The 22,535-nt window shown below is 62.1% G+C and carries 20 protein-coding genes; 10 read left to right on the plus strand and 10 right to left on the minus strand.

Annotated elements, in window-relative coordinates; genetic code table 11:
* Nucleotides 1–164 precede the first annotated feature (164 nt).
* The 4 genes from trpS to ACP7DE_RS15385 all read left to right on the plus strand — a co-directional run bounded on the left by trpS (nt 165) and on the right by ACP7DE_RS15385 (nt 4,983).
* Complete coding sequence (gene trpS / locus ACP7DE_RS15370; protein WP_426072908.1) at nt 165–1,259, plus strand: tryptophan--tRNA ligase; 1,095 nt, start codon at nt 165–167, stop codon at nt 1,257–1,259.
* 119 nt (nt 1,260–1,378) lie between these two features.
* Nucleotides 1,379–2,968: a pyridoxal-dependent decarboxylase gene (locus tag ACP7DE_RS15375; RefSeq protein WP_426072909.1), complete on the plus strand. Its 1,590-nt coding sequence runs from the start codon at nt 1,379–1,381 to the stop codon at nt 2,966–2,968.
* Between the two features lie 33 nt (nt 2,969–3,001).
* A complete protein-coding gene (locus ACP7DE_RS15380) occupies nt 3,002–4,255 on the plus strand; it encodes a voltage-gated chloride channel family protein (RefSeq protein ID WP_426072910.1) in 1,254 nt (417 codons plus the stop codon).
* Nucleotides 4,252–4,983: a class I SAM-dependent methyltransferase gene (locus ACP7DE_RS15385; protein WP_426072911.1), complete on the plus strand. Its 732-nt coding sequence runs from the start codon at nt 4,252–4,254 to the stop codon at nt 4,981–4,983. The genes ACP7DE_RS15380 and ACP7DE_RS15385 overlap by 4 nt, the downstream gene beginning before the upstream one ends.
* On the opposite strand, the gene ACP7DE_RS15390 is transcribed toward ACP7DE_RS15385, so the two are convergent.
* From ACP7DE_RS15390 to ACP7DE_RS15415, 6 genes are all read right to left on the minus strand, one after another.
* On the minus strand, nt 4,980–5,624 hold the full coding sequence (locus tag ACP7DE_RS15390; RefSeq protein ID WP_426072912.1) for an ADP-ribosylglycohydrolase family protein: 645 nt from the start codon (nt 5,622–5,624) through the stop codon (nt 4,980–4,982). The two genes, ACP7DE_RS15385 and ACP7DE_RS15390, sit on opposite strands and share 4 nt — an antisense overlap.
* 17 nt (nt 5,625–5,641) lie before the next feature.
* Nucleotides 5,642–6,601, minus strand: coding sequence for a cupin-like domain-containing protein (locus ACP7DE_RS15395; protein ID WP_426072913.1), 960 nt, complete (start codon nt 6,599–6,601; stop codon nt 5,642–5,644).
* Between the two features lie 226 nt (nt 6,602–6,827).
* Nucleotides 6,828–7,571 (minus strand): DNA-binding protein, encoded by a 744-nt coding sequence (locus ACP7DE_RS15400; protein WP_426072914.1) that lies wholly within the window; start codon nt 7,569–7,571, stop codon nt 6,828–6,830.
* Nucleotides 7,572–7,712: 141 nt separating this feature from the next.
* Complete coding sequence (locus tag ACP7DE_RS15405) at nt 7,713–8,330, minus strand: LON peptidase substrate-binding domain-containing protein (RefSeq protein WP_426072915.1); 618 nt, start codon at nt 8,328–8,330, stop codon at nt 7,713–7,715.
* A 65-nt stretch (nt 8,331–8,395) separates the two neighbouring features.
* Nucleotides 8,396–9,634, minus strand: a complete 1,239-nt coding sequence (locus ACP7DE_RS15410; RefSeq protein ID WP_426072916.1) for a DEAD/DEAH box helicase — start codon at nt 9,632–9,634, stop codon at nt 8,396–8,398.
* 119 nt (nt 9,635–9,753) lie between these two features.
* The gene (locus ACP7DE_RS15415; RefSeq protein ID WP_426072917.1) at nt 9,754–11,835 is read right to left on the minus strand and encodes a TonB-dependent receptor plug domain-containing protein; all 2,082 of its coding nucleotides are present in this window, start codon (nt 11,833–11,835) and stop codon (nt 9,754–9,756) included.
* Between the two features lie 373 nt (nt 11,836–12,208).
* On the opposite strand from ACP7DE_RS15415, the gene asd reads away from it, so the two are divergent.
* Nucleotides 12,209–13,057 (plus strand): archaetidylserine decarboxylase, encoded by an 849-nt coding sequence (gene asd / locus ACP7DE_RS15420; protein WP_426072918.1) that lies wholly within the window; start codon nt 12,209–12,211, stop codon nt 13,055–13,057.
* Nucleotides 13,058–13,074: 17 nt separating this feature from the next.
* On the opposite strand, the gene ACP7DE_RS15425 is transcribed toward asd, so the two are convergent.
* Complete coding sequence (locus ACP7DE_RS15425; RefSeq protein ID WP_426072919.1) at nt 13,075–13,980, minus strand: LysR family transcriptional regulator; 906 nt, start codon at nt 13,978–13,980, stop codon at nt 13,075–13,077.
* Between the two features lie 123 nt (nt 13,981–14,103).
* Between ACP7DE_RS15425 and ACP7DE_RS15430 the strand changes: the two genes are divergently transcribed.
* From ACP7DE_RS15430 to ACP7DE_RS15440, 3 genes are all read left to right on the plus strand, one after another.
* On the plus strand, nt 14,104–14,703 hold the full coding sequence (locus tag ACP7DE_RS15430; protein ID WP_426072920.1) for an FMN-dependent NADH-azoreductase: 600 nt from the start codon (nt 14,104–14,106) through the stop codon (nt 14,701–14,703).
* Between the two features lie 57 nt (nt 14,704–14,760).
* Nucleotides 14,761–15,636, plus strand: coding sequence for a pirin family protein (locus tag ACP7DE_RS15435; protein WP_426072921.1), 876 nt, complete (start codon nt 14,761–14,763; stop codon nt 15,634–15,636).
* Between the two features lie 117 nt (nt 15,637–15,753).
* The gene (locus ACP7DE_RS15440) at nt 15,754–16,704 is read left to right on the plus strand and encodes a cation diffusion facilitator family transporter (protein ID WP_426072922.1); all 951 of its coding nucleotides are present in this window, start codon (nt 15,754–15,756) and stop codon (nt 16,702–16,704) included.
* Nucleotides 16,705–16,743: 39 nt separating this feature from the next.
* On the opposite strand, the gene ACP7DE_RS15445 is transcribed toward ACP7DE_RS15440, so the two are convergent.
* Genes ACP7DE_RS15445 through ACP7DE_RS15455 form a run of 3 tightly spaced genes read right to left on the minus strand, consistent with a single transcriptional unit; the run spans nt 16,744 to nt 20,322 of the window.
* Nucleotides 16,744–18,996 carry a RelA/SpoT family protein gene (locus ACP7DE_RS15445; protein ID WP_426072923.1) on the minus strand — a complete coding sequence of 751 codons (2,253 nt, stop codon included), beginning with the start codon at nt 18,994–18,996 and terminating at the stop codon, nt 16,744–16,746.
* Nucleotides 18,997–19,036: 40 nt separating this feature from the next.
* Complete coding sequence (locus ACP7DE_RS15450) at nt 19,037–19,387, minus strand: RidA family protein (protein ID WP_426072924.1); 351 nt, start codon at nt 19,385–19,387, stop codon at nt 19,037–19,039.
* A 53-nt stretch (nt 19,388–19,440) separates the two neighbouring features.
* Complete coding sequence (locus ACP7DE_RS15455; protein ID WP_426072925.1) at nt 19,441–20,322, minus strand: alpha/beta fold hydrolase; 882 nt, start codon at nt 20,320–20,322, stop codon at nt 19,441–19,443.
* Nucleotides 20,323–20,537: 215 nt separating this feature from the next.
* On the opposite strand from ACP7DE_RS15455, the gene ACP7DE_RS15460 reads away from it, so the two are divergent.
* Entirely contained in the window at nt 20,538–21,875 is a 1,338-nt protein-coding gene (locus tag ACP7DE_RS15460) for a dicarboxylate/amino acid:cation symporter (RefSeq protein WP_426072926.1), read from the plus strand.
* Between the two features lie 243 nt (nt 21,876–22,118).
* Nucleotides 22,119–22,529: a DoxX family protein gene (locus ACP7DE_RS15465; protein WP_426072927.1), complete on the plus strand. Its 411-nt coding sequence runs from the start codon at nt 22,119–22,121 to the stop codon at nt 22,527–22,529.
* Nucleotides 22,530–22,535 lie beyond the last annotated feature (6 nt).

Below are 22,535 nucleotides of genomic sequence, written 5' to 3' on the forward strand. Positions count from 1 at the left end.
ATGAAATTTATCCCGTCACAACACGCCTGCTTGAATTGGTGGTCCCGCTCACTTTCGCGCGGCCACTGCATAGTGATGTGAATTTGATCCACGCCGCCTCGATCGGTGGCGTAACAGGCTGAGCCTGGATCATCCCCGATGCAGGCGGCTCAAAAGGAAACTTGATGAGCTTGCCTAATACTCCTAATACTCTTAATACCCCCGATACCCCCGACACCGACAACGCCCCGGCCGCACCGCTATCCGCTGCCGCCATCGCTTCGCAATCCGTGATCCTGACGGGCGACCGCCCGACCGGCCCCTTGCACCTGGGTCACTACGTGGGCAGCCTGCGCGACCGCGTCCGCTACCAGAACAGCTACAAGCAATTCATCATGCTGGCCGACGCGCAGGCGCTGACGGACAATATGGATGACATCGACAAGGTGCACCGCAACGTCGTCGAAGTGGCGCTCGATTACCTGGCCGTCGGCATCGATCCGACCAAGACGACAGTGTTCATCCAGTCGCAAATCCCGGAACTGGCCGAGCTGACGTTTTACTACCTGAACATCGTTACCGTGGCGCGCCTGGAGCGCAACCCCACCGTCAAGGAAGAAATCCGCTTGCGCGGCTTCGAGCGCGACATTCCGGCCGGCTTTTTGACCTACCCGGCCAGCCAGGCGGCCGACATCACGGCCTTCAAGGCGGGCGTGGTGCCCGTGGGCGAAGACCAGATTCCGATGATTGAGCAAACGAATGAAATCGTGCGCCGCTTCAACCGCATGTACAACCGCGAAGTATTGATGGAATGCAAGGCGCTGGTGCCGGACATCGGCCGCCTGCCCGGCATCGACGGCAAGGCGAAGATGAGCAAGTCGCTGGGCAATACCATCAACCTGGGCGCGACCTCGGCCGAAATCACGGCCGCCGTCAAAAAAGTCTATACCGATCCGCTGCACCTGCGCGTGGAAGACCCGGGCCACCTGGAAGGCAATATCGCGTTTACCTACCTGGATGCGTTTGACCCGGAAAAAGCGGCGCTGGCCGAAATGAAAGCCCATTACGTGCGCGGCGGCCTGGGCGACAGCATCGTCAAGAAGCGCCTGGACCTGGTCTTGCAGGAAATGCTGGCGCCGATCCGCGCCCGCCGCGAAGAATTCGCCAAGGACAAGGGGCAAGTCATCCAGATGCTCAAGGAAGGCACCTTCAAGGCGCGCGAAGTGGCGGCCCGCACGGCCGATGAAGTCAAGTCGGCGCTGGGTCTCAACTACTTCTGATTACAGGCAGGAATAGCAAACTGATGCGCCCAGGCGGAGTCGGGTAAAATCCCGCTTTCGCCTGGGCGCAATTCGTTTGTCACCGTGGCATCAGCAATCCGTAGAGAAGACAAGGCGCCATGACCGATACCCCTATCGAACAGCTGCTGCAGCAGCATTTTTCCATCGATGCGCTGCAACGCTCGCCCGCGCCCCTGCAGCAGGCGCTGCGCATGCTGGGCGGCTGGCTGGCCGCCGAGCGCGACACGCCGTATCCGCACACGCCGTATGCGGAACTGCTGACGCAACTGTCCGACACTTGCCTGCCCGCGCACGGCATGCCCGTGGCGGAGTTTCTGCAAGAACTCGACACCACCGTGCTGGCCAATACGGCCCAGCTGAACCATCCGCAATACATCGGCCACATGACGCAGGCCTTACCCTGGATCAGCGTGCTGGCCGAAGCGTTTACAGCCACCCTGAACCAGAATCAGGTGAAGATCGAAACGGCGTATGTCTCGACCCTGATCGAAAAGCAGATTCTCGGCTGGCTGCACCGCCAGGTGTACCAGCAGCCCGAACATGTCTACACGCAGGCGATGGCCGCCACCAGCGGCGCGCTGGGCAATGTCGTCAATGGCGGCACCATGGGCAACTTGACGGCCCTGGCCGTGGCGCTGGAACAGCAACTGCCCGGCACGCGCAAGCGGGGCCTGTTTGCCGCCATGCAGGAATCAGCTTACGCGGGGCTGGCCGTGATCGGCTCGGCCCGCAGCCATTATTCCGTGAAAAAGGCGCTGGCGACCCTGGGCCTCGGTGAAAACGCCCTGCACCTGGTGGCCGTCGACCGCGACAACCGCATTGACATCCAGGCACTGGAAACCACGATTGCCGACTTGAAATTGCGCAATATCAAGGTCATCGCCATGATCGGTATTGCCGGCACGACGGAAACTGGCGCCATTGACCCGCTGGCCGCCATGGCGGCGATTGCCGCGCGCGAAAGCATCTGGTTCCATGTGGATGCGGCCTGGGGCGGCGCCCTGCTGATCGCGGAACAGTACCGCGCGCTGTACGACGGGATTGCTTTGGCCGACTCCGTCGTCATCGACGGGCACAAGCTGTTGTGGGTGCCGATGGCGCAAAGCATGGTGCTGTTCAAGGACAGCGCCAGCCTGAACTTGCTGAAACATAACGCCAACTACATTTTGCGCGACAACTCGGGCGACCTGGGCCAGACGTCGCTGGAAGGCTCGCGCCGCTTCGACGCCTTGAAGCTGTGGACTTCGTTCAAGGTGCTGGGCGTGTCCGGCTACACCACCTTGCTGCAGCAGGCGGCCACCTTGTCCGGCCAGTTGCAGCAGCTCTTGGCCGACCAGCAGGATTTCGAACTCGTCACCCGTTCCGACACCTTCATTCTGACCTACCGCTACGTGCCGGCGCACTTGCGCCAGCGCATGGAAAGCTTGCTGGCCAGCGGCCAGGTCGACGCGGCGGCCGAACTGAACAAGCAATTGAACACGCTCAACGCCAAACTGCAAAACCGGCAAAAAGCGCAGGGCCACAGCTTTGTCTCGCGCACGGTACTGGAATCGACGCGCTACCCAGGCCCGACCAATGTGCTGCGCGTGGTCATGACGAATGTCAAGACGCGCCCCCACCACCTGCACGCCATCCTGGCCGAACAGCGGGCCATCGGGCAGGCGCTGGTGGCCGAGCTGGGCCTGTAGGAATTCCACCCATCAGCCCTGACTGGATGCCCGATGCAACGCCTGAGCGCCCTCACCGATCTGTTACGGCATCTGTTGAAATGGCTGCTGCTGGCCTTTGTGGTGGCCGTGCTGGCAGGGTCGGCCTCGGCCGTTTTCCTGTTCGCCCTGGACTGGGCGACACGCACGCGTTTGGCGCACGCCTGGCTGATCTGGCTCCTGCCTGTAGCGGGCTTTGCCGTCGGCTGGCTGTATCTGCGTTATGGCAGCTCGGTGGAAGGCGGCGCGAATCTGCTCATCGATGAAATCCACGACCCGAAAAAAATCATCCCCTTGCGCATGGTGCCGCTGGTACTGGGTGGCACTGTCCTCTCGCATTTGTTCGGCGCCTCTGTCGGGCGCGAAGGCACGGCCGTGCAAATGGGCGGCGCGCTGGCCGACCAACTGACGCGCATGTTTCATTTGCACAAGGAAGACCGGCGCATCATCCTGATGGCCGGCATCAGCGCCGGCTTTGCCTCCGTCTTCGGTACGCCGCTGGCAGGCGCCCTCTTCGGCCTGGAAGTGCTGGCCATCGGCCGCCTGCGCTATGAAGCCATGCTGCCCTGTCTGGCCGCCGCCGTCATCGCCGACCAGGTGGTCCTGCTATGGGGGCCGGTTTTGCACATTAGCCACACGCATTACGCCGTGCCTTTGACCCCCGCCATTTCCGCCTGGACCTTGTGCGCCATGGTGATCGCGGGCATGCTGTTCGGCGTGACGGGCAAGGTGTTTGCGCAAGCCACGCACGGCTTGAGCGGGCTGATGAAACGCTGGATCAGCTATGCCCCGCTGCGCCCGCTGGTCGGCGGCCTCGTCGTCGCCGTCGCCGTGTGGCTGATCGGTACGGATCGCTACATCGGCCTGGGCATCCCCACCATCGTCGACGCGCTGAACGAACCGCTGCCCGCATACGATTTCCTGGCCAAGATGGCATTTACCATTGTTTCGCTGGGCACCGGTTTCAAGGGCGGCGAAGTGACGCCCTTGTTCTACATCGGGGCGACGCTGGGCAATGCGCTGGGCCCGTTGCTGCACCAGCCCGTCACCTTGCTGGCCGCCATCGGTTTTGTTGCCGTCTTCGCGGGCGCCGCCAACACGCCCATCGCCTCGACCCTGATGGCGATGGAACTGTTCGGCGCCGAGATCGGCGTGTACGCCGCCATCGCCTGCGTGGTGGCGTATCTGTTTTCCGGCCACGCGGGCATTTACCGGGCGCAACGCAGCGGCCACGCCAAACGCACGGCTCCCAAGGATGCAGACACATGACACAGAATATCTACGACAACGACGCTTTCTTCACGGCCTACAGCCAGCTGCCCCGCTCCGTTGGCGGTCTCGACAGCGCGCCCGAATGGCCGGCAATGCGCGCCATGCTGCCCACGCTGCAAGGCAAAAGCGTGCTCGACCTGGGCTGCGGCTATGGCTGGTTCTGCCGCTGGGCGGCTGACGCCGGCGCGGCGCGGGTGCTGGGTGTGGATGTGTCGGAAAAGATGCTGGCGCAGGCGTGTGGCATGGGGAACCATGCGACGCTCGAGTATGCCCGGCTGGACCTGGAACAACTGGCCTTGCCGCCCGCCAGCTACGATCTGATTTACAGTTCACTGGCGTTCCACTACATCGAGGATTTTGTCGCCTTGCTGGCCGCCATCCGCCACGCCTTGAAGCCGGGTGGCAAGCTGGTGTTTTCCATCGAGCACCCGATCTTCATGGCGCCGCGCCAGCCCGGCTGGCTGACGGATGCGCATGGCTGCAAGCGCTGGCCCGTCGACAGCTACCAGCAACAAGGCCCGCGCGTGTCGGACTGGCTGGCGCCCGGCGTGATCAAGCAGCACCGCACCCTAAGCACGACCTTGAATGCCTTGCTACACGCCGGTTTCCAGCTGGAACATGTGGAAGAATGGGGACCGACAGACGCACAGGTCGCGCAGCAGCCAGCCCTGGCGGAAGAGCGCGAGCGGCCGATGCTGTTGCTGGTGGGCTGCGGCCTGCGCTAGGCCCGGCGCCGTTCAAACAATTTTCCTGCAAGCTCTTCGATATCGTCACGCATGGCCAAGGCATTCAGCCACGCCGGCGGAATCGCCCGGGCACCATAATAGGCGCCGGCAAGCTGGCCGACGATGGCGCCAGTGCTATCGGCATCTTCGCCCAGGTTGACGGCGCGCAATACCGCCGCTTCCAGCGACTCCAAGCAATAGCCGGTGCCGCGAATCCGCCCTTCCGTCTTGGCGATGAAACGACCACTCGCCATCTCGCTCAGCCTGGCTTCGGCAGGCCGGTAAGCCATACTGTCCAGTAGCGCCTCTTTCGGCGTAACCGCCAGCGCGCTGCACAGCAAAGCGGCAAACATCTGGCAGCTTTCGACCGCTTCCGCCGCCGCATGGGTCGTACGCGAGCTATCGGCGGCGTAGGCCACGGCCGCCGTCACATCCGGATAGGCAAACAGCACGACGGGAGCCAGGCGCATGAGCGAGCCATTGCCGGCTGAACACGGCGCGGTGGAACCACTGTAGGGATTGCCCGTCTCCTGGAAACTGGCCAGTGCGGCTCTTACCGTGGCGCCGATATCGAAGCAGGTGCCGGTGGAACTCAGATAGCCCCCTTGAGTACCAGGCTCTCGGCAAGGCCATCGCGCCATCAGATTACGCCACCAGATTACGCCACGGTAGGCCGCAGCGCCGCCCCGCCATGCAGGGCCAGCGGCATGGCCCTGGCCCAGCGGTTCGAGGATAGCGAAAACGTCAGCGCGCGCACCTGGTGATACCACCCGGCAGGCACATACAACATGTCGCCCGGCTCGACGATGCATTCGATCATGCTAGCCTGACGCGCCAAAGGGAAACGCTGGAAATCGGGCGCTTCCGGGTCGAAGGGCGAACCGAACAGGATGGCGTTCGCTACGCTCGGGTACAAAAATGCGTCGTGGTGCGGCGGCGATAAAAATATGCGCTTGCGGCCCCACACTTGGGCGAAGATATTGTCGTCGAAGTCGCAGTGCAGGGGAGTGACCGTGCCAGCCGGCCCGACCCAGAAACGTGGCGGGCCCATCTTGTCGAAATACGTGGGCCAGTGGCACAAACGATTCAATTCGCGCAATTCCAGGTTGCCCAGGTACGGCGGCAGTTGGTTCGCCGCGTCGTGCGCGCCCTCTTCTACCAGGTCAAGGTATTGCCCCATCGACATATCCTGCATGGCGCGGTCGGCTGCAAACGCCGTGTTGATGTAGTCGCCCACCCGCGCGCGCACGGGCACGTGGCTGAACTGCGCGCGCAACATGTCTGGCCCCAGCTTGGATAAGGGCCAGCGCTGCACCAGTCCGCGCATCAGGAATGGCAGGCCCAGCGCGGCGCGCGCGCGGAAGGCGGCGGCATCGAGCATGCCCAGATGCGGCACGGCGCTGATGGCCGGCAAGTCACGCGCTGCCTGCTTGATGGCCTCGCGCATGGCATCGATGGACGTGACGCCGCGTACCTGCGCATCCTTGTCTTCACGTGCTTGCTTGCGCGCAAGCGCGGCTTCGGGCGAACCGAATTCGGCTGGCGGCCTGGGCGGCAAAGCGCGCGGCGATATGGGGGTGGCCGAAAGCGGGAGCGGCACTTCTTTTTCTACAGACATAAACCTTCTTTGCGATCAAGGCGTCGCACGGCATGGTGCGACAGTGCGCTATTTTAAGCCAGCAAGGCCCGTTCAGCACGCATGACAGATTCCCTACGACGCATCGACACCTGACAAAACCATCGCGAGCGGCAGTGATTTGTGGCTAAGAAGCGCAACCGTACTTCAGTACGGTGAGCATCGCAGGCCGCAAAGCGCGACGCGCAGCAGGTTTGGTCAGGTGTTCCTACACAGGGGTTTTGAAGATGGGATCGACGATGAACTGCTGCGCCTTGATGCGCAAGGTGCGCTCTTCGTCCAGCTCGGCGCGCGTTTCGCCCAGCTCTTCGCGCTCCGCCTCCAGTTCCAGGCGGGCAGCCGCCAGTTCCGTTTCCACGCGCGTCAGGCTTTCCAGCTTCAGCTGCGCCTGGATCAATTCGGCGCGCGCCGCTTCGGCAGCTTCTTCCAGGCGGGGAATGCCTTCGAGCTTGAATTGCGCCTTGGCCAGGTCCATGCGCGCCTGCTCGGCCGCCTCTTCCAGGCGCGGCAAGCCTTCCAGGCGCAGCTGCGCCTTGGCCAAGTCGGTGCGGGCCTGGTTGGCCACTTGCCGCTCGCGTTCGAGTTCCTCGCGCAAAGTTTCCAGTTCGCCCGCCTGCAAGTCGAGCATTTCTTGCTGGCGCTCGTTCTCGCTGGCCAGGTCCATCAATTCCTGTTGATTATCGTTCATCTCGGCTTCATGCGCGCTGTGGCTGGCGCTTAATTCCTGTCCTACATAATCGAGGATGGCTTGCTGCAGTACGGGCGACAGTTCGGCGGCGGCAGAGATCTGGCGCTGCGCGCCTGCCTTGCGGCGCTGCAAAAGCTTGCTGATGGTGCCCAGGCAGGCGCCGTTGCCCAGCCGTTCGCGCAAGGCGCGCACCGTGATGGCCTGGCCTTCGCCCGCCATCGCTTCCATTGCCGCATTGATCTGTTCCGCGCTTGCTTTTGCCATTATCGTGTACTCTTGAATGTTGCTCAGGGCAATCTTGCCCAAGGGCATTATCTTATGCCAGCGGCGACAAAGCGTAAAGTATTTCTCAATAGAACGCAATTGCACAACAGGACCGTGTGCAAACATGCGGCTTCAGGTGATTTACTCTTCCAGCAAGCCATTTTCCGTGAGCATATCCTGCACCAGTTCCAGGCGCAGCACGGGATTGTCTTGACTGAGCAGCAATTGCTTTTGCATGGCGCTCAAGGACAGCAACTCGCACCAGCGGTTCGCCACCCAGCCGCACTCGTCGAGCCGGTACGGCGGCTGCAGGGGCATTTGCTCAGGCGGAATCTTTTGCTCCTGCAAGGTGCGTATCAGTGCGCCCAGCGCGTCGGCCACGTTTTGCTGCTCTTGCGGGATGGGAATGGTTTTATCGGGCGGCAAGGTTTCAATCTGCGCCATCCACAAGCCGTGCTTCAGCTGCTCGCTGGAAAGGATATGAAAGCGCTGCATGCCCATGCATTTAATTTGCAGCAAGCCCGACAGGGGCGCGGCCCAGTCGATGACGCGCGCCAAGGTGCCCACGGGCGCCAGGATTTCCTGCTGGCCCGGCTTGCGCACTTCCGCGCCGTCCAGCAGCTGCACCACGCCAAACAGCTGCTCGCCCATGATGCATTTACGTATCATGTCCAGATAACGTACCTCGAAGATCTGCAAGGGCAGATAGCCATCGGGATACAGCACCGTATTGAGCGGGAACAAAGGTATCGAGGTCATAGCCGCATGATGGCACGAATGCCAACTCCATGCAGCACGCCTCTCCAAGCAGTTTTAGTTCGATGTTATTTGTAGAAGCGGCGCTTCTTGGCCCGCTCGGCCGCCTTCGGCGCCAGCACCTTGACGGCTTTTTTCTGAATGGTGCCGCCGGCGGACGTGCCCGGCACGCGGTGTTCCGCCTCGAAACCGGGCTCCTCGTTGCGCTTGAGGGTTTGCCGAGTCAACGCTTCGACGGCCGACAGCAATTCCACCTCGTCGGCGCAGACGAGGGAAATGGCCTCGCCCGAGGCACCCGCGCGGCCCGTGCGGCCGATGCGGTGGATATAGTCTTCCGCCACGCTGGGCAAGTCGAAATTGACGACGACGGGCAATTGATCGATGTCCAGGCCGCGGGCGGCCACGTCGGTAGCCACCAGTACCTGCACCTCGGCCGCCTTGAAACGGGCCAGCGCGCGCAAGCGGTTCGGCTGCGTCTTGTCGCCATGGATCGAATCGGCGCGCACGCCCTGCTCCAGCAAGGTATTCACCAATAGCTCGACGCCCTTGCGCGTCTTGACGAAGACCAGGACCTGGCCCCAGCGCTTTTTCTTCAGCAAGTGCAGGAACAGTTCCGGCTTGCGTTTCTTGTCGCACACGATGACCGATTGCTTCACGGCTTTGACTGTGCTGTTACGCGCGCTGACTTCCACCGAGACGGGATCCTTCAGCATGGTTTTCGCCATGGCGCGGATGGCGTCCGAGAAGGTGGCCGAGAACAGCAGGGTCTGGCGCTGCTTGGGCATGCTCATCAGAAGCAAGTCGAGCTCGCGCTCGAAGCCCAGGTCCAGCATGCGGTCCGCCTCGTCCAGCACCAAAGTCTGCACTTGCTCGAACTTGACGGCGCCCTGCGTCTGCAAATCCAGCAAGCGGCCCGGCGTAGCGACCAGTACGTCGAGGCCCTTGCGCAATTTACTGATCTGCGGCTCGATGGGCACGCCGCCATAGGCGACAAAGCTGCGCAGCGGCAAGTTGCCGCCATAGCTGCGGAAGCTGGCATACACTTGCTCGGCCAGTTCGCGCGTGGGGACAAGCACCAGCACGCGCACGCACTGGGGCGCCACCACGCCTTCCAGCGTCAGGCGCTGCAGCAGCGGCACGGCAAAGCCGGCCGTCTTGCCCGTGCCCGTCTGGGCGGCGGCCATCAGGTCGCGCCCGGCCAGCACGGCGGGAATCGCTTGCGCCTGCACTGGCGTGGGCTTGGCATAGCCGAGCTCGTCAAGTTTGCGGACCAGGGGATCGATCAGGCCGAGGGAGGAAAACGTCATGGGGAAAGCAATCTTGGCAAAGGAAAAGGTGGCGCGCACGGACCAGCCGTGCGCGCGATTGCCGAGATTATAGGCCAGCGGGCATGCGGGCCGGCGTTTTCAGCATGAAAACATCGCCATCAGAACTTCATTTCCAGGGTCGCGCGCGCCTGCGGCGAACTCGGTGAAATGCTGTTGCGCACGATCGTGCCGCTGGCGTCCGCATACGTGGTGGTGCTTTCGAAGTCTTGCGCCAGCAAGTTCGACACGGCCAGGCGCAATTGATTCTTAGCATCGAACTTCCACAGCGCATAAATGTCAAGGTCGCGCCGCGGCGACGTGTAGGCGCTCTGGCGTTCGGTGATGCGCACGGGGCCGCCATTGCGGAAATTGAAGCTGCCGCCCGTCGTCAACATGCCATCGGGCGTCTTGTAGTCGAGACCGAAGTTGCCGCTGACGGGCGTTTGCTGGTCGAGACGGTTGTCCGGCCCCGGCACCTGTTCCACCTGCGACCAGTTGCGGCTGACGCTGGCGCGCAGGTCGATGGCCGGCACGGGTGCGGCCAGCACGGCGCGCAGCGGGAACTTCGCTTCCAGTTCCAGTGTCTGCGTATTTGCGCGGCCATCGTTGACGGGCGTGGATACCCAGCGGTCATCGATGAACAGCAAGCCCTGGCGCGTGTAGCCGTCGATGCGGCGGGCCGAGGCACGCGCGCTGAGCAAGGCGCCTTCGGCCCAGTAGTGCTCGTACGAGGCATCGATACCCAGCGCCAGCTCCGGTTTCAGATAGGGATTGCCTTCGCGGTCAGGGTCCGTCTGGCTATTGTTGGTCGAGGTATTACGGCGCGGAATCAGGCTCGACGTGGGCTGCGCCTTGTAGGTACGCGTCAGGGCCAGGCGTACCTGGTCGCCCTTGGTATCAGGCAACTTCCACAGGGTTTGCAGCAGCGGGCTCCATACGCTCGTGCGCTGCTGCACTTCGTCATAAGTGTCGCCCGCGCTGCGCGTATCGATGCCTTCCCAGCGCACACCCGCATACATCGACCAGCGCGGCGTGATTTCCCAGTCATCCTGCACAAACAGGGCCAGGCGCTTGATCGTGGCGTCGAAACCTTCGTCGCTGTTGACGGGCGGAGGCGCGCCCAAGGTGCCCAGAGCCGCTTCGCGCTGACGGCGCGATTCCTCGCGCTCGGTGTACGCGCCATCCCAGCCCATCGACAGGGCGTGGCCGGGCAGCAAGGGCGTCGAATACTTGCCAGTCGAACTGACGCCGTTTTCCGTCGCCTTCACGCCCACCTTGCGCTCGAGCGCCAGGCCGCTGCCATCGATAAAGCCTTGCTGCAGGCTATCGGACGTATTGCGGGCGGCCGAGGCGCCCACTTTCAATTCCAGCCGGGCGCCGCCAGCCAACTTATGCATCCATGTCAGGTCGCTGCGGCCGAAGGCATTATGGTTGCTCGAGCTGCCCGTGTTGGTGTCGTAGTCTGGGCGCAAGCCCTGCTCCGTCTCGGCGCGGCTGAAATTGCGGTGGTTCGAGCGCCCGCCATTGAAAAAGAATTGCGCCGTCAGATTGTCGCCGTTGGCCAGCACCCAGTTCAGGCGCGGCGACAGATTGATGCCTTCCGGGCGGCCATCGCCCGTGCCATTCGTGCGGCGCTGCAGGTTTTGCCGGCCATCGGGCGCGTAGCCCAGTTCCAGTCCGGGATTGTCGTAATGGTAGTCATAGCGGAACAGCGAAGCGGCCAGCGAGTAGGAGAAATTTCCTTCGCGGTCGGACAGTTGCACGTTCACGCTGGGCGAAAAGCTCACGTCGCTACCCTGCACACCCAGCTTGAGCTCGCGCTGCGCCGTTTTCACGGCCTTTTTCAGCACCACGTTGATGGTGCCGGCGATCGACTGGGTGCTGTACTCGGCACTGGCCGCATGCAGGATTTCGATGCGCTCGATGACGTCGGGCGACAGGGTATCGAGCGAAAAACCGGCGGGCGCCCGTTCGCCATTGAGTAAAATCTGCGTGTAGCCGCTACCCAGGCCCCGCATGCGGATTTCGCCGCCCGAGCGCCCGGCCGCGCCAGACACGGTAATGCCGGGCAGGCGCTTGAGCACGTCGGTGACATTCGTGTCGCCATACTTGAGGATTTCCTCGCTGCCCACGACCATCTTGCTGGCCGTATCGTCGCGACGCGGATCATAGCCGCTGCCCTTGACTTCCACGGTTTGCATGGGCTTCTCGGCCTTCAGCGGCGCGGCGGCGGCGTCAGTGGGGGCGGGCGTTTCGGATTGCTGGGCCTGGGCATTCCAGGCAAACAGGACAGCGGAACAAATAACGGTTAGGCGAAGGCAACGGCGTGGCATCATGACCTGGCTAAAAAAGTTGGCTGAATAAAAATGGCTAAATGCTAAAAAACAGGCCGCCGTATTGTGCTGCAATTTTTTCCGACTGGCACAGTTTCCTGAAAATATTTCCTATAGCAAATTAAATTTGGCGGCAGACTGTGCTACGCACCCTTGCATACGGTACATATCATTGCGCGCCACATCGCCGCTATAATGCGTTTTCACCAATTCCCATCATCCCCGTCAAAGGCTTCCCATCGTGTCTGACCGTCTTGCCGTTTTGCCTCAATATCTGCTGCCCAAGGGAGCGTTGACCAATTTTGCCGGCCGGATCGCCGGTGCCAAGGGCGGCGCCATGACCACGCGGCTGATCCGCTGGTTCGTCGGCCGCTACAACGTCAACATGGATGAGGCGCTGGACCCGGACATCACGCACTACACGAGCTTCAACGACTTTTTCACGCGCGCGCTGCGCCCCGATGCCCGCCCGCTGGCCAAGGCCGACTATATCTGCCCCGTCGATGGCCGCATCAGTCAGTTCGGCACGATCGACAAGGACCAGATCTTCCAGGCCAAGGGCCACAACTTCAGCACCACGGCCCTGGTGGGCGGCGATGCCGCATTGGCGGCCCAGTTTGAACACGGCAGCTTCGCTAACCTGTACCTGAGCCCGCGCGACTACCACCGCATCCACATGCCGTGCGACGGCCGCTTGACGCGCATGATTTATGTTCCCGGTGAATTGTTCTCCGTCAACCCGACCACGGCGCGCGGCATTCCCGGCCTGTTCGCCCGCAACGAACGCGTCGTCTGCCTGTTCGACACGGCCAACGGTCCCTTCGTCATGACCCTGGTGGGCGCCACCATCGTCGGCAGCATGGCCACCGTCTGGCACGGCGTCGTCAACCCGCCCCGCACGGGCCAGGTGCGCGACTGGAGCTATGCCAACGACAATGTGGTGCTGAAACAGGGCGAAGAGCTGGGCCGCTTCCTGCTCGGTTCCACCGTCGTCATGCTGTTCCCGAAAGGCACCGTGGACTTCAACGGCACCTGGCAAGCGGCCGGTCCCGTGCAGCTGGGTGAAGTCATGGGCAACGTGCCCAAATAAATTATCTGGGTGCGCTCCTACACGGGCGCATCGGTTTTGTACATCTCCTCCATCAAGTCCAGGAACGCGCGCGTCTTGGCCGGCATCAAACGCCGGCCGGGAAACACGGCCCAGCCCGTGACCAGCGGGAAACTCCATTCGGGCAAGACCCGCACCAATTCCCCCGTCGCCACATACGCCTTGGCAAAGCGGTCCGTGCTGGCCGCGATGCCCACGCCCGTGCAGGCCATGCGCACCAGCAATTCCGGCGAGTTGGCCAGCAGGCGCACAGGTAAATCGCGCTCCCACGTCGTCTTGCCGCGCATCAAAGTCCAGTGTACGAGGCCATCCACGGCACGCGGCAAGCTGAGCAAATCGTGGCCATACAGGTCGTCGGGATGCTCGGGCAAGCCGTGCACGCTCGTGTATTGCGGTGAGGCATACAGGGACAAGCTGCTGAAGGCCACGCGCCGCGCCGCCAGGCTGGCATCGTCGGGCAAGTTGCCCATGCGAATGGCCAGGTCAAAATTTTCTTCCAGCAAATCCACGCGGCGCGCCGACAAGTCCAGTTCCAGCGAAATGGCCGGATAGCGGCGCACGAACTCGGCCAGCACCTCGCGCATCAGCGCGTCGCCGAAGTCGGCCGGCATGGAGATGCGCAGCAAGCCACTGGGGCCCGCCTGGCGGTGCTGGGCCAGCGCGCCGGCCGCCTCGGTTTCTTCCGCCACCTTGCGCGCATGCTCGAGCAGGCTGGCGCCAAACTCCGTCAGCGCCAGCTTGCGCGTGGTGCGCAGCAAGAGCCGTTCGCCCAATCTGGCTTCGAGCTGCGAGATGCGCCGCGACAGGGTTGACTTGGGCAAGTCCACACGCACGGCGGCGCGACTGAAACTGCCACATTCGACGACGCGCGCAAACAGCAGCAAATCTCCAGGATCGATATTCATCGCTTACCTTTACACTCGATTGTTCCATCAGTGGATTAATGTTATCCATTTTAACGCCTTCCGCATCAATTTTGGAATTGCTATAGTTCATCCATCGCAAGACACCTCACACGGAGAAACAAGATGAACATCCTGCAAATCAATTCCAGCGCCCGTAGCACCGGTTCCGCCTCGACCCGTTTGGCTGACGCCATCGTTGCCCGCGTACAAGCCGCCAACCCTGGCGCCACCCTGGCGCGCCGCGACTTGGCCGCTGCACCGCACCCCGTGCTCGACGAGCCGACCTTGCAAGCGCTGTTCACCCCGGCCGACAAACGCACGCCGGAGCAGGCAGCCCGCATCGCCCTGGACGACGCGCTGATTGCGCAAGTGCAAGCGGCTGACGTCATCGTCATCGGTGCACCGATGTACAACTTCGGCATCACCGTGCAACTGAAAAGCTGGTTCGACGCGATTGCCCGCGCCAACGTCACCTTCAAGTACACGGAAAACGGCCCTGTTGGCCTGCTGACCGGCAAGAAAGTCTATGTGGGCCTGTCCCGCGGCGGCTTGCACCGCGATAGCACCAACGATAGCCAGGTGCCATACCTGAACACCATGTTCGGTTTCCTGGGCCTGACCCACGTGCAATATGTGTATTCGGAAGGCATGGGCATGGGCCCGGAAGCCGTCGCCAAGGCGCAGGCGCAAGCGGACGCCGAGATCAACGCGATCCTGGTGTAATCCCCAGCAGTGAAAGGGACGGCGCACTGGCGCCGTCCCGGCCTAGAGGAGAGAGCAATGAGCGATACCACCACCGTCACGCAAGCACGCGCCGTCGAGCGCGTGATCGCCGGCCAGGCCGTCATGGATGGCGCCGGCGTGAAGATCAACCGCGTGCTGACGCAGCAGTTACAGCGCCGCCTCGACCCGTTCTTGATGCTCGACAACTTTGCCAGCGATAAGCCGAACGACTATATCGCCGGCTTCCCCGAGCATCCGCACCGCGGTTTCGAAACGGTCTCGTACATGATTACGGGGCGCATGCGCCACAAGGACAGCGCGGGCCACGAAGGCTTGCTGACTTCGGGCGGGGTGCAATGGATGACGGCCGGCAGCGGCGTGATCCACTCGGAAATGCCGGAACAGGAAGAAGGCGTGATGGAAGGCTTTCAGCTGTGGCTGAACCTGCCAGCGCGCGACAAGATGCGCACGCCGTGGTACCGCGATTTCACCAGTAGCGAAATCCCCCGCTACACGACGGACGCAGGCGTGGCCGTGCAAGTGATCGCCGGCGAGAGCCATGGCGTGGCGGGCGCCGTGCAGCGCGAACTGACGGAACCGCTATACCTGGACATCGACTTGCCGGCCGGCAGCAGCTTCGAGCAGCCATTGCCGGCAGGCCATAACGCCTTCCTGTACACCTTCCGCGGCGAAGTGCAGGTCGATGGCAAGGCCGTGCCTGCCCTGCGCATGGCGATCTTCGCCAACACGCCGGGCAGCGACGGCGTGCGCATCGAGGCGCCGCAAGGCGGTCGCGTGATCCTGGTGGCCGGCCAGCCCTTGAACGAGCCCATCGCGCAATACGGCCCGTTTGTCATGAATACCCAGGCGGAAGTGTTCCAGGCCGTGCAGGATTTCCGCGAAGGCAAGTTTGGCGAGACGGCCGTGCAGTAAAGTTGTCTGCCCCATCAACAACCTGCAGTGCCTCCGGGCCTGCAGGTTTTTTTACGTGCCGACTATTTTGTTGCTTTTCAATTACACTGACGCCAACCTCATTCCACAAAGCATTCCATGCAGCCGATGCACACCGAACACGACGCCACCCATTTGCACGCCCACCTGAAGGGCGACGCCAAGCACACCCATTCGTTCGAAGGGCGTAGCCAGAGCATCCTCGCGTGGGCGCTGGGGCTGACCCTGTCGTTTGCCGGCATCGAGGTGGCGGCCGGCTTCCTGTCCAATTCGCTGGCCCTGATTTCCGACGCAGGCCACATGGTCACGGATGCGGCCGCGCTGGGCCTGGCCCTGCTGGCGCAACTCATCGCGCGCCGCCCGCCCTCGCCGCGCCACTCGTTCGGCTTTGGCCGCGCCGAGGCGCTGGCCGCCTTCGTCAATGGCCTGGCCATGCTGTGCGTGGTGGGCTGGATCTGCTATGAAGCCGTGCTGCGCTTTTCCGCCCCGCAACCGGTCAAGGGGGGCATGGTCTTCATCGTCGCCTTCATCGGCCTGGCGATCAACGTGGTGGTGGCGTGGGTCTTGTCGAAAGACAAGCAAAGCGTGAACACGCGCGCCGCCCTCGTGCATGTGATGGGCGATTTGCTCGGTTCGGTCGCCGCCATCATCGCCGGCGCCGTGATTTACTTTACGGGCTGGATGCAGATCGACCCGCTGCTGTCCGTGCTGGTGTCCCTGCTGATCCTGAAATCCACGTTTGGCGTACTGCGCGAGTCGTACCACTTCCTGATGGAAGGCGTGCCCATGCACATCGATTACATCCAGGTGGGCGCTGACGTGGAACAAGTGGACGGCGTGATTGCCGTGCACGATTTGCATGTCTGGGACATGTCGCCGGGCCAGCCGGCCCTGATCGGCCACGTGGAGATCGAACACCTCGACCATTGGCCCAAGGTATTGCGCGCGATCAAGAAGATGCTGTTGGCCAAGCATGGCATCGATCACATCACCTTGCAGCCGGAGACAGCGGCGATGGCGGGATTGCACGCGGGTGACAAGACGCACTGACAGTGATGCGGGAAGTCCAGGCAAGACTCCCACCCTAAATCAGCTTCTTCTGGCCTCCAATACGCCACTCACGTCCTTGATCACATTCAAGGCCTTCAATAACTGCGCCGTCGAACTGATCTCGGCCGTAAACGTCATACGGGCCTGGCCCTTGGCGCTTTGGGTATTGACGCCGATGACGTTGATCTTTTCGCGCGAAAATATTTCGGAGATGTCGCGCAGCAAGCCCTGGCGGTCGCCTGCCAGAATGAAAATGTCGACCGGGTACACCGTGTCGTGGCCGCCCGTGCTGCCCCACTCCGTAAAGATCACCCGTTCGGGCGACTTGGCGCGCATTTCTTCGAAATTCTTGCAGGTGGCGCGGTGAATCGACACGCCCTTGCCACGAGTGACGAAGCCGACGATGCTGTCCGGCGGTGCCGGCTTGCAGCACTTGGCCAGCACCGTCATCAAGCCTTCCGTGCCCACCACCAGCACGCCGGACTTGGCGCCCTGCTCCACGCTGGACGCGCGGCTCTTGCCGACCAGCACGGCGTCTTCCGGCACCACCACTTCGCCATTGTCGTGCAGCGCCTGCTCCACGTGGCGCAGGCTGAATTCATCCTTGCCGACAGACAGGAATAGTTCATCAACCTTGGCAAAGCCCAGCTTTTGCGCCAGCGATTCAAGATTGACGGCCGTCTTGCCTTCGCGCTGCAGGGATTTCTCCACCAGCGCGCGGCCGTGGGCCAGGGTTTCCTGCATGTCAATGGCATGGAACCAGGCGCGAATTTTGGAACGCGTGCGCGTGCTGACGGCGTAGCCGGCGCCCAGCCAGTCGCGCGACGGCCCGGCCGTGCCCGGCGCGCCCTTGGCCGTGATGATTTCACAGGTCTGGCCGTTTTTCAGCTGGGTATTCAAGGGCACCATGATGCCGTCGACCTTGGCGCCGCGGCAGCGGTGGCCCACGTCCGTGTGCAGGTGATAGGCAAAATCGACGGGCGTGGCGCCGACGGGCAATTCCAGCACGCGCGCCTGCGGCGTCATGACGAAGATGCGGTCGTCCAGGGTGGCCGACTTGAGCTTTTCCACCCATTCGCGCTGGATTTCTTCCTGGCCCACGACGGCGTCGGCGACCTCGGTTTTCCACGCCAGCAGCTGGCGCAGCCAGGCGATCTTTTCGTCGTATTTCTGGCCGGCAAAGTTCGAGCCACCCTCTTCCTTGTAGCGCCAGTGCGCGGCCACGCCGTATTCGGCAAAGCTGTGCATTTCATTGGTGCGGATTTGCACTTCCAGCGGGCGGCCGTCCTCGGCCATCACCACCGTGTGCAGCGACTGATAACCATTGGGTTTCGGGCGCGAAATATAATCGTCGAATTCTTTCGGGATGGGGGTCCAGATATTGTGCACCACGCCCAGCACCGTGTAGCAAATTTTCACGTCGGCAACGATGACGCGGAAGGCGCGCACGTCGTACAGGGCCGTGAAATCGAGCTCCTTGCCGCGCATCTTGTTCCAGATGCTGTAAATGTGTTTCGGGCGGCCAAATACTTCCGCCTGGATGCCGGCCGAAGCCAGTTCCGTCTGCAGGCGCAAAATCGCCGAGGAAACAAAGCCCTCGCGCATCATGCGCTTTTCTTCCAGCATCTTGGCGATGCGTTTATACGCTTCCGGTTCGATGAAGCGGAAGGACAAATCTTCCAGTTCCCACTTCAGTTGCCAGATGCCGAGGCGGTTGGCCAGCGGCGCGTACAGGTCCAGCGTTTCCTTGCCATATTCGCGCGTCATTTCATTGAACAGCTTCAATTCGGCGAAATAGCGCAAGGTCGTCACGCAGGCGGCCAGGCGCACCAGCACGACGCGCATGTCGGAGGCCATCGCCAGCAGCATCTTGCGCAAGGTTTCCACCTGGGCCACGGCTTGCTGCGCCGCATTCTTGCCGCGACCGCCAGCGCTGCCGTGTTGTGCCTGGGTCAGCGCGCGCAGGCGGATCAGCTGGCGCACACCTGTCGCCAGGTCGCACACCTGCTTGCCGAAGCGCGGCTCGATATCGGCTGCCGTATCCGGGTCCAGCAAGGTCAGCTCGAACATCAGGCCGGCAATGCGCGTTTCCGCATCGCTGCGCAGGAAAGCCAGGGTGGTGGCCACGCCGATGGCGAAGTCCAGCGCAGCACGGCCGGCAAAGGTCTGCTTGTCGCCATACGCTTCGGTGGCATACGCGAGCGCGTCCAGCACGCGCGCGCTGTCCGGCGCACTCAAGCCCTCTACCAGTTGTTCCGATGTGACGCTATTCGGGGCCGAGATGGAAACCATGTAATGCCTTATATACTTAAAAACTAAATAACTGAATAACCTAGCGCTCTGCAGCGATGATGACGATTTCAACCAGGCATGCCGGATTGGCCAGCTTCGCCTCCACGGTGGCGCGCGGCGGCGTGTGGCCGGACGCGACCCAGTCATCCCATACTTCATTCATGCCGGGAAAGTCTTTCATGTCGGCGATGTAAATCTGGCACGACAGGATGCAGGTCTTGTCGCTGCCCGCTTCCATCAGCAGGCGGTCGACGTGAGCGAGCACTTCGCGCGTCTGGCCGACGATGTCTTGCGTCGTGTCTTCGGCAATCTGGCCAGCCAGGTAGATGGTGTTGTTGTGTATCGCCACTTCGGAGAGGCGTTTGCCTACGTGCAGTCGTGTAATTTCCATGCTTCTTCTTTCGGTTGTTTCAAAATCTGTACAGCGTTATTACTTACTACCACTTACTTGCCCAGCAGAAATTTGCGCGCGATGGCGATCTGGTCGTCGTGCACGAAGGTGGGCGCATGGCCCACACCTGCGATTTCCACCAGCTGCGCCTTCGGCCCGCGGCCAAGCATACTTTGCGCCGTCGCGTGCGACAGCAGGTCGGACTCCGACCCGCGCACCAGCAAGGTGGGGCAGCGCACGGCATCATACGCGGCCCACAGCATGGCTTCGTCGCTGGCCGCCGATTCCGGCGTAGCCGAGCGGAACGGCATGGCCAGTCCCATATCATAGTGGCGGCGCCAATGGCCATCCTTATCCTGGCGCAACACATCGACTGCCAGTTTATGCCATTCCTCGTCCGTATGCGGGCCGAAGCTGGCGGACACGTCGCGCACAAATTTGGCGCCCTGCTCGAACGTCTCGAAACGCAAGTCCTGGCCGATGTAGTCGCCGATGCGCTGCAAGGCTTCGGGCGCCAGGGTCGGGCCGATATCGTTCAAGACCAGCTTGCTGATCGGGCTGTTCGGCAAGGAAGCCAGGCCCAGGCCGATCAAGCCGCCCATCGACGTGCCGAACCAGTCCACCGTCTGGCGATCGCCATAGTCCAGCACGCGCGCCAGCAAAGTCACCATGTCGCTCACATATTGCGGTATGCGGTAGAACTGCGGATTGGCCAGCCAGCCCGAGCGCCCGCGCCCCACAACGTCGGGGCAGATGACGCGGTAATCGCTGGCCATGGCGCGCGCCAGGTTGTCGAAGTCGTCCGCCACGCGCGTCACGCCATGGGCGCAGACGAGCACGTTCGGATTGTCGGGCGCGCCCCACTCCTTGTACGACATGGTATGCAAGCCTGCGGGGGAGATGCATTGCACTGACTTGATGCTGGCTTCGATCATGCGATTTCCTTATTTAATATAAAAAGAGCACCGCTTCCTGCCTGTCATGGGGTGTCCCGCGCGCGACGCTACGGCAGTGTAGCGCAGCGCGGGCAATGCTCCAAGCGCGCGCCTGAAATGCTGCGCCGCAGCACGCCAGTCATGGCGCAATACCCGATATAGCGAAAATGCATATCTGCGGTTATCCACAATTGAGCCGGCCTGGCAATGCGCGGATGATCGCAGCATCAACCCGCAAGAGGAGACCACTCGTGAAAAAACCATTCTATAAAATCCTGTATGTACAGGTGCTGTTCGCCATCGTGGCAGGCGTGCTGCTGGGGGTGTTTTATCCCTCAAACGCCGTCGACATGAAACCGCTGGGCGACGGCTTTATCAAACTGATCAAGATGATCATCGCCCCGGTGATCTTCTGTACCGTGGTCTCCGGCATTGCCGGCATGCAGGATGTCAAGAAAATCGGCAGAGTGGGCGGCAAGGCACTGCTGTACTTTGAAGTGGTTTCCACCTTCGCGCTGGCCATCGGTCTGGTCGTTGCCAACCTGCTCAAACCGGGCGCCGGCTTCAACGCCGACCCAGCCCACCTCGACGCCAAGTCGATCGCGCAATACACGCATGCCGAAGGCTTGACGACGGTCGATTTCCTGATGAACATCATCCCGAAGACTTTCGTTGACGCCTTCGCCAAGGGCGACATCCTGCAAGTGCTGCTGATCGCCATCCTGTTCGGCTTTTCGCTGTCCCTGCTGGGTGAGCGCGGCCGTCCGGTCACCAAGCTGATCGACGAGCTGTCGCATGCCATCTTTGGCATGGTCAACATCATCATGAAAGTCGCTCCCATCGGCGCGTTCGGCGCGATGGCCTTTACCATCGGCAAATACGGCCTGGCTTCGCTGATTCCGCTGGCTAAACTGATGGGTTCGTTCTACCTGACCTGCTTCCTGTTCGTCTTCGTCGTGCTGGGCCTGATCGCCAAGTACACCGGCTTCTCGATCGGCCGCTTCTTGCTGTACATTAAGGAAGAACTGCTGATCGTGCTGGGCACGAGCTCGTCGGAATCAGCCCTGCCAGCACTGATGAAGAAACTCGAGCGCCTGGGCTGCTCGAAACCGGTGGTCGGCCTGGTCGTGCCTACCGGCTACTCGTTCAACCTGGACGGCACCAACATCTACATGACCATGGCCGCCCTGTTTGTGGCGCAAGCCACCAACACGGAACTGACCATCTGGCAGGAGCTGACCATCCTCGGCGTGGCGATGCTGACCTCGAAAGGCGCCTCCGGCATCACCGGTGCCGGCTTCATCACCCTGGCCGCCACCCTGGCCGTCGTGCCGACGATTCCCGTGGCCGGCATGGCGCTGATCCTGGGCATCGACCGCTTCATGAGCGAGTGCCGCGCGCTGACCAACTTCGTCGGCAACGGCGTTGCCACCATCGTCGTGTCGAAATGGGAAAAAGAACTGGACATGGACAAGCTGCACAGCGAGCTGGCTCACCCTACCCACCCTGCCGACGACGCTTATGTGGCACCGGCCGTGAATATCGTGAAATAAGCGCAATGCACTGAGTAGTACCCTGCAAGGCCCCGCGGAGCGATCCGCGGGGCTTTTTTCATGCGCGCACACTTTATTCCATCATCAACAATCAGTAAATCATGCATCAACATTTACCAGGATGATCAATAAATCAAAAACCTTTATAGTGCTGTCACCTGTTCGCCGCCAGGCTCCCGCATAATGACATAGCGTTAGTGCAAGCCTGACACCGAAGCATCCACACTTTGAATGGAGTACCTCATGTCCCTCTCGCCCGCCTTCTACGCCACCTGGAGCCCACGCCTGCTGGGTGTGCTGCGCATCATCCTCGGCTTTCTTTTCATGCAACATGGTACGGCCAAGCTGTTCGGCGCGCCGCATGTGGCCATGTTCGACGGCCTGCAACTGTTGTCCGTGATGGGCGCGGCCGGAGTCATCGAGCTGGTGGGCGGCACCCTGCTGCTGGTCGGCCTGTTCACGCGCCCCGTCGCCTTCATCCTGTCGGGCCAGATGGCGGCCGCCTACTTCATGGCGCATGCACCTGCCGGCTTTTTGCCGATCCTGAACGGCGGCGAAATGGCCGTGATGTACTGCTTCACCTTCCTGTATTTTGCCGCTGCGGGCGCCGGCGCCTACAGCCTCGACGGCTTGCGCAGCAAGGCTGCCGCATAAAAAAGG

It is taken from the genome of Janthinobacterium sp. DSP2-3-3 (assembly GCF_049897325.1).
Classification (GTDB): Bacteria; Pseudomonadota; Gammaproteobacteria; order Burkholderiales; family Burkholderiaceae_D; genus Janthinobacterium.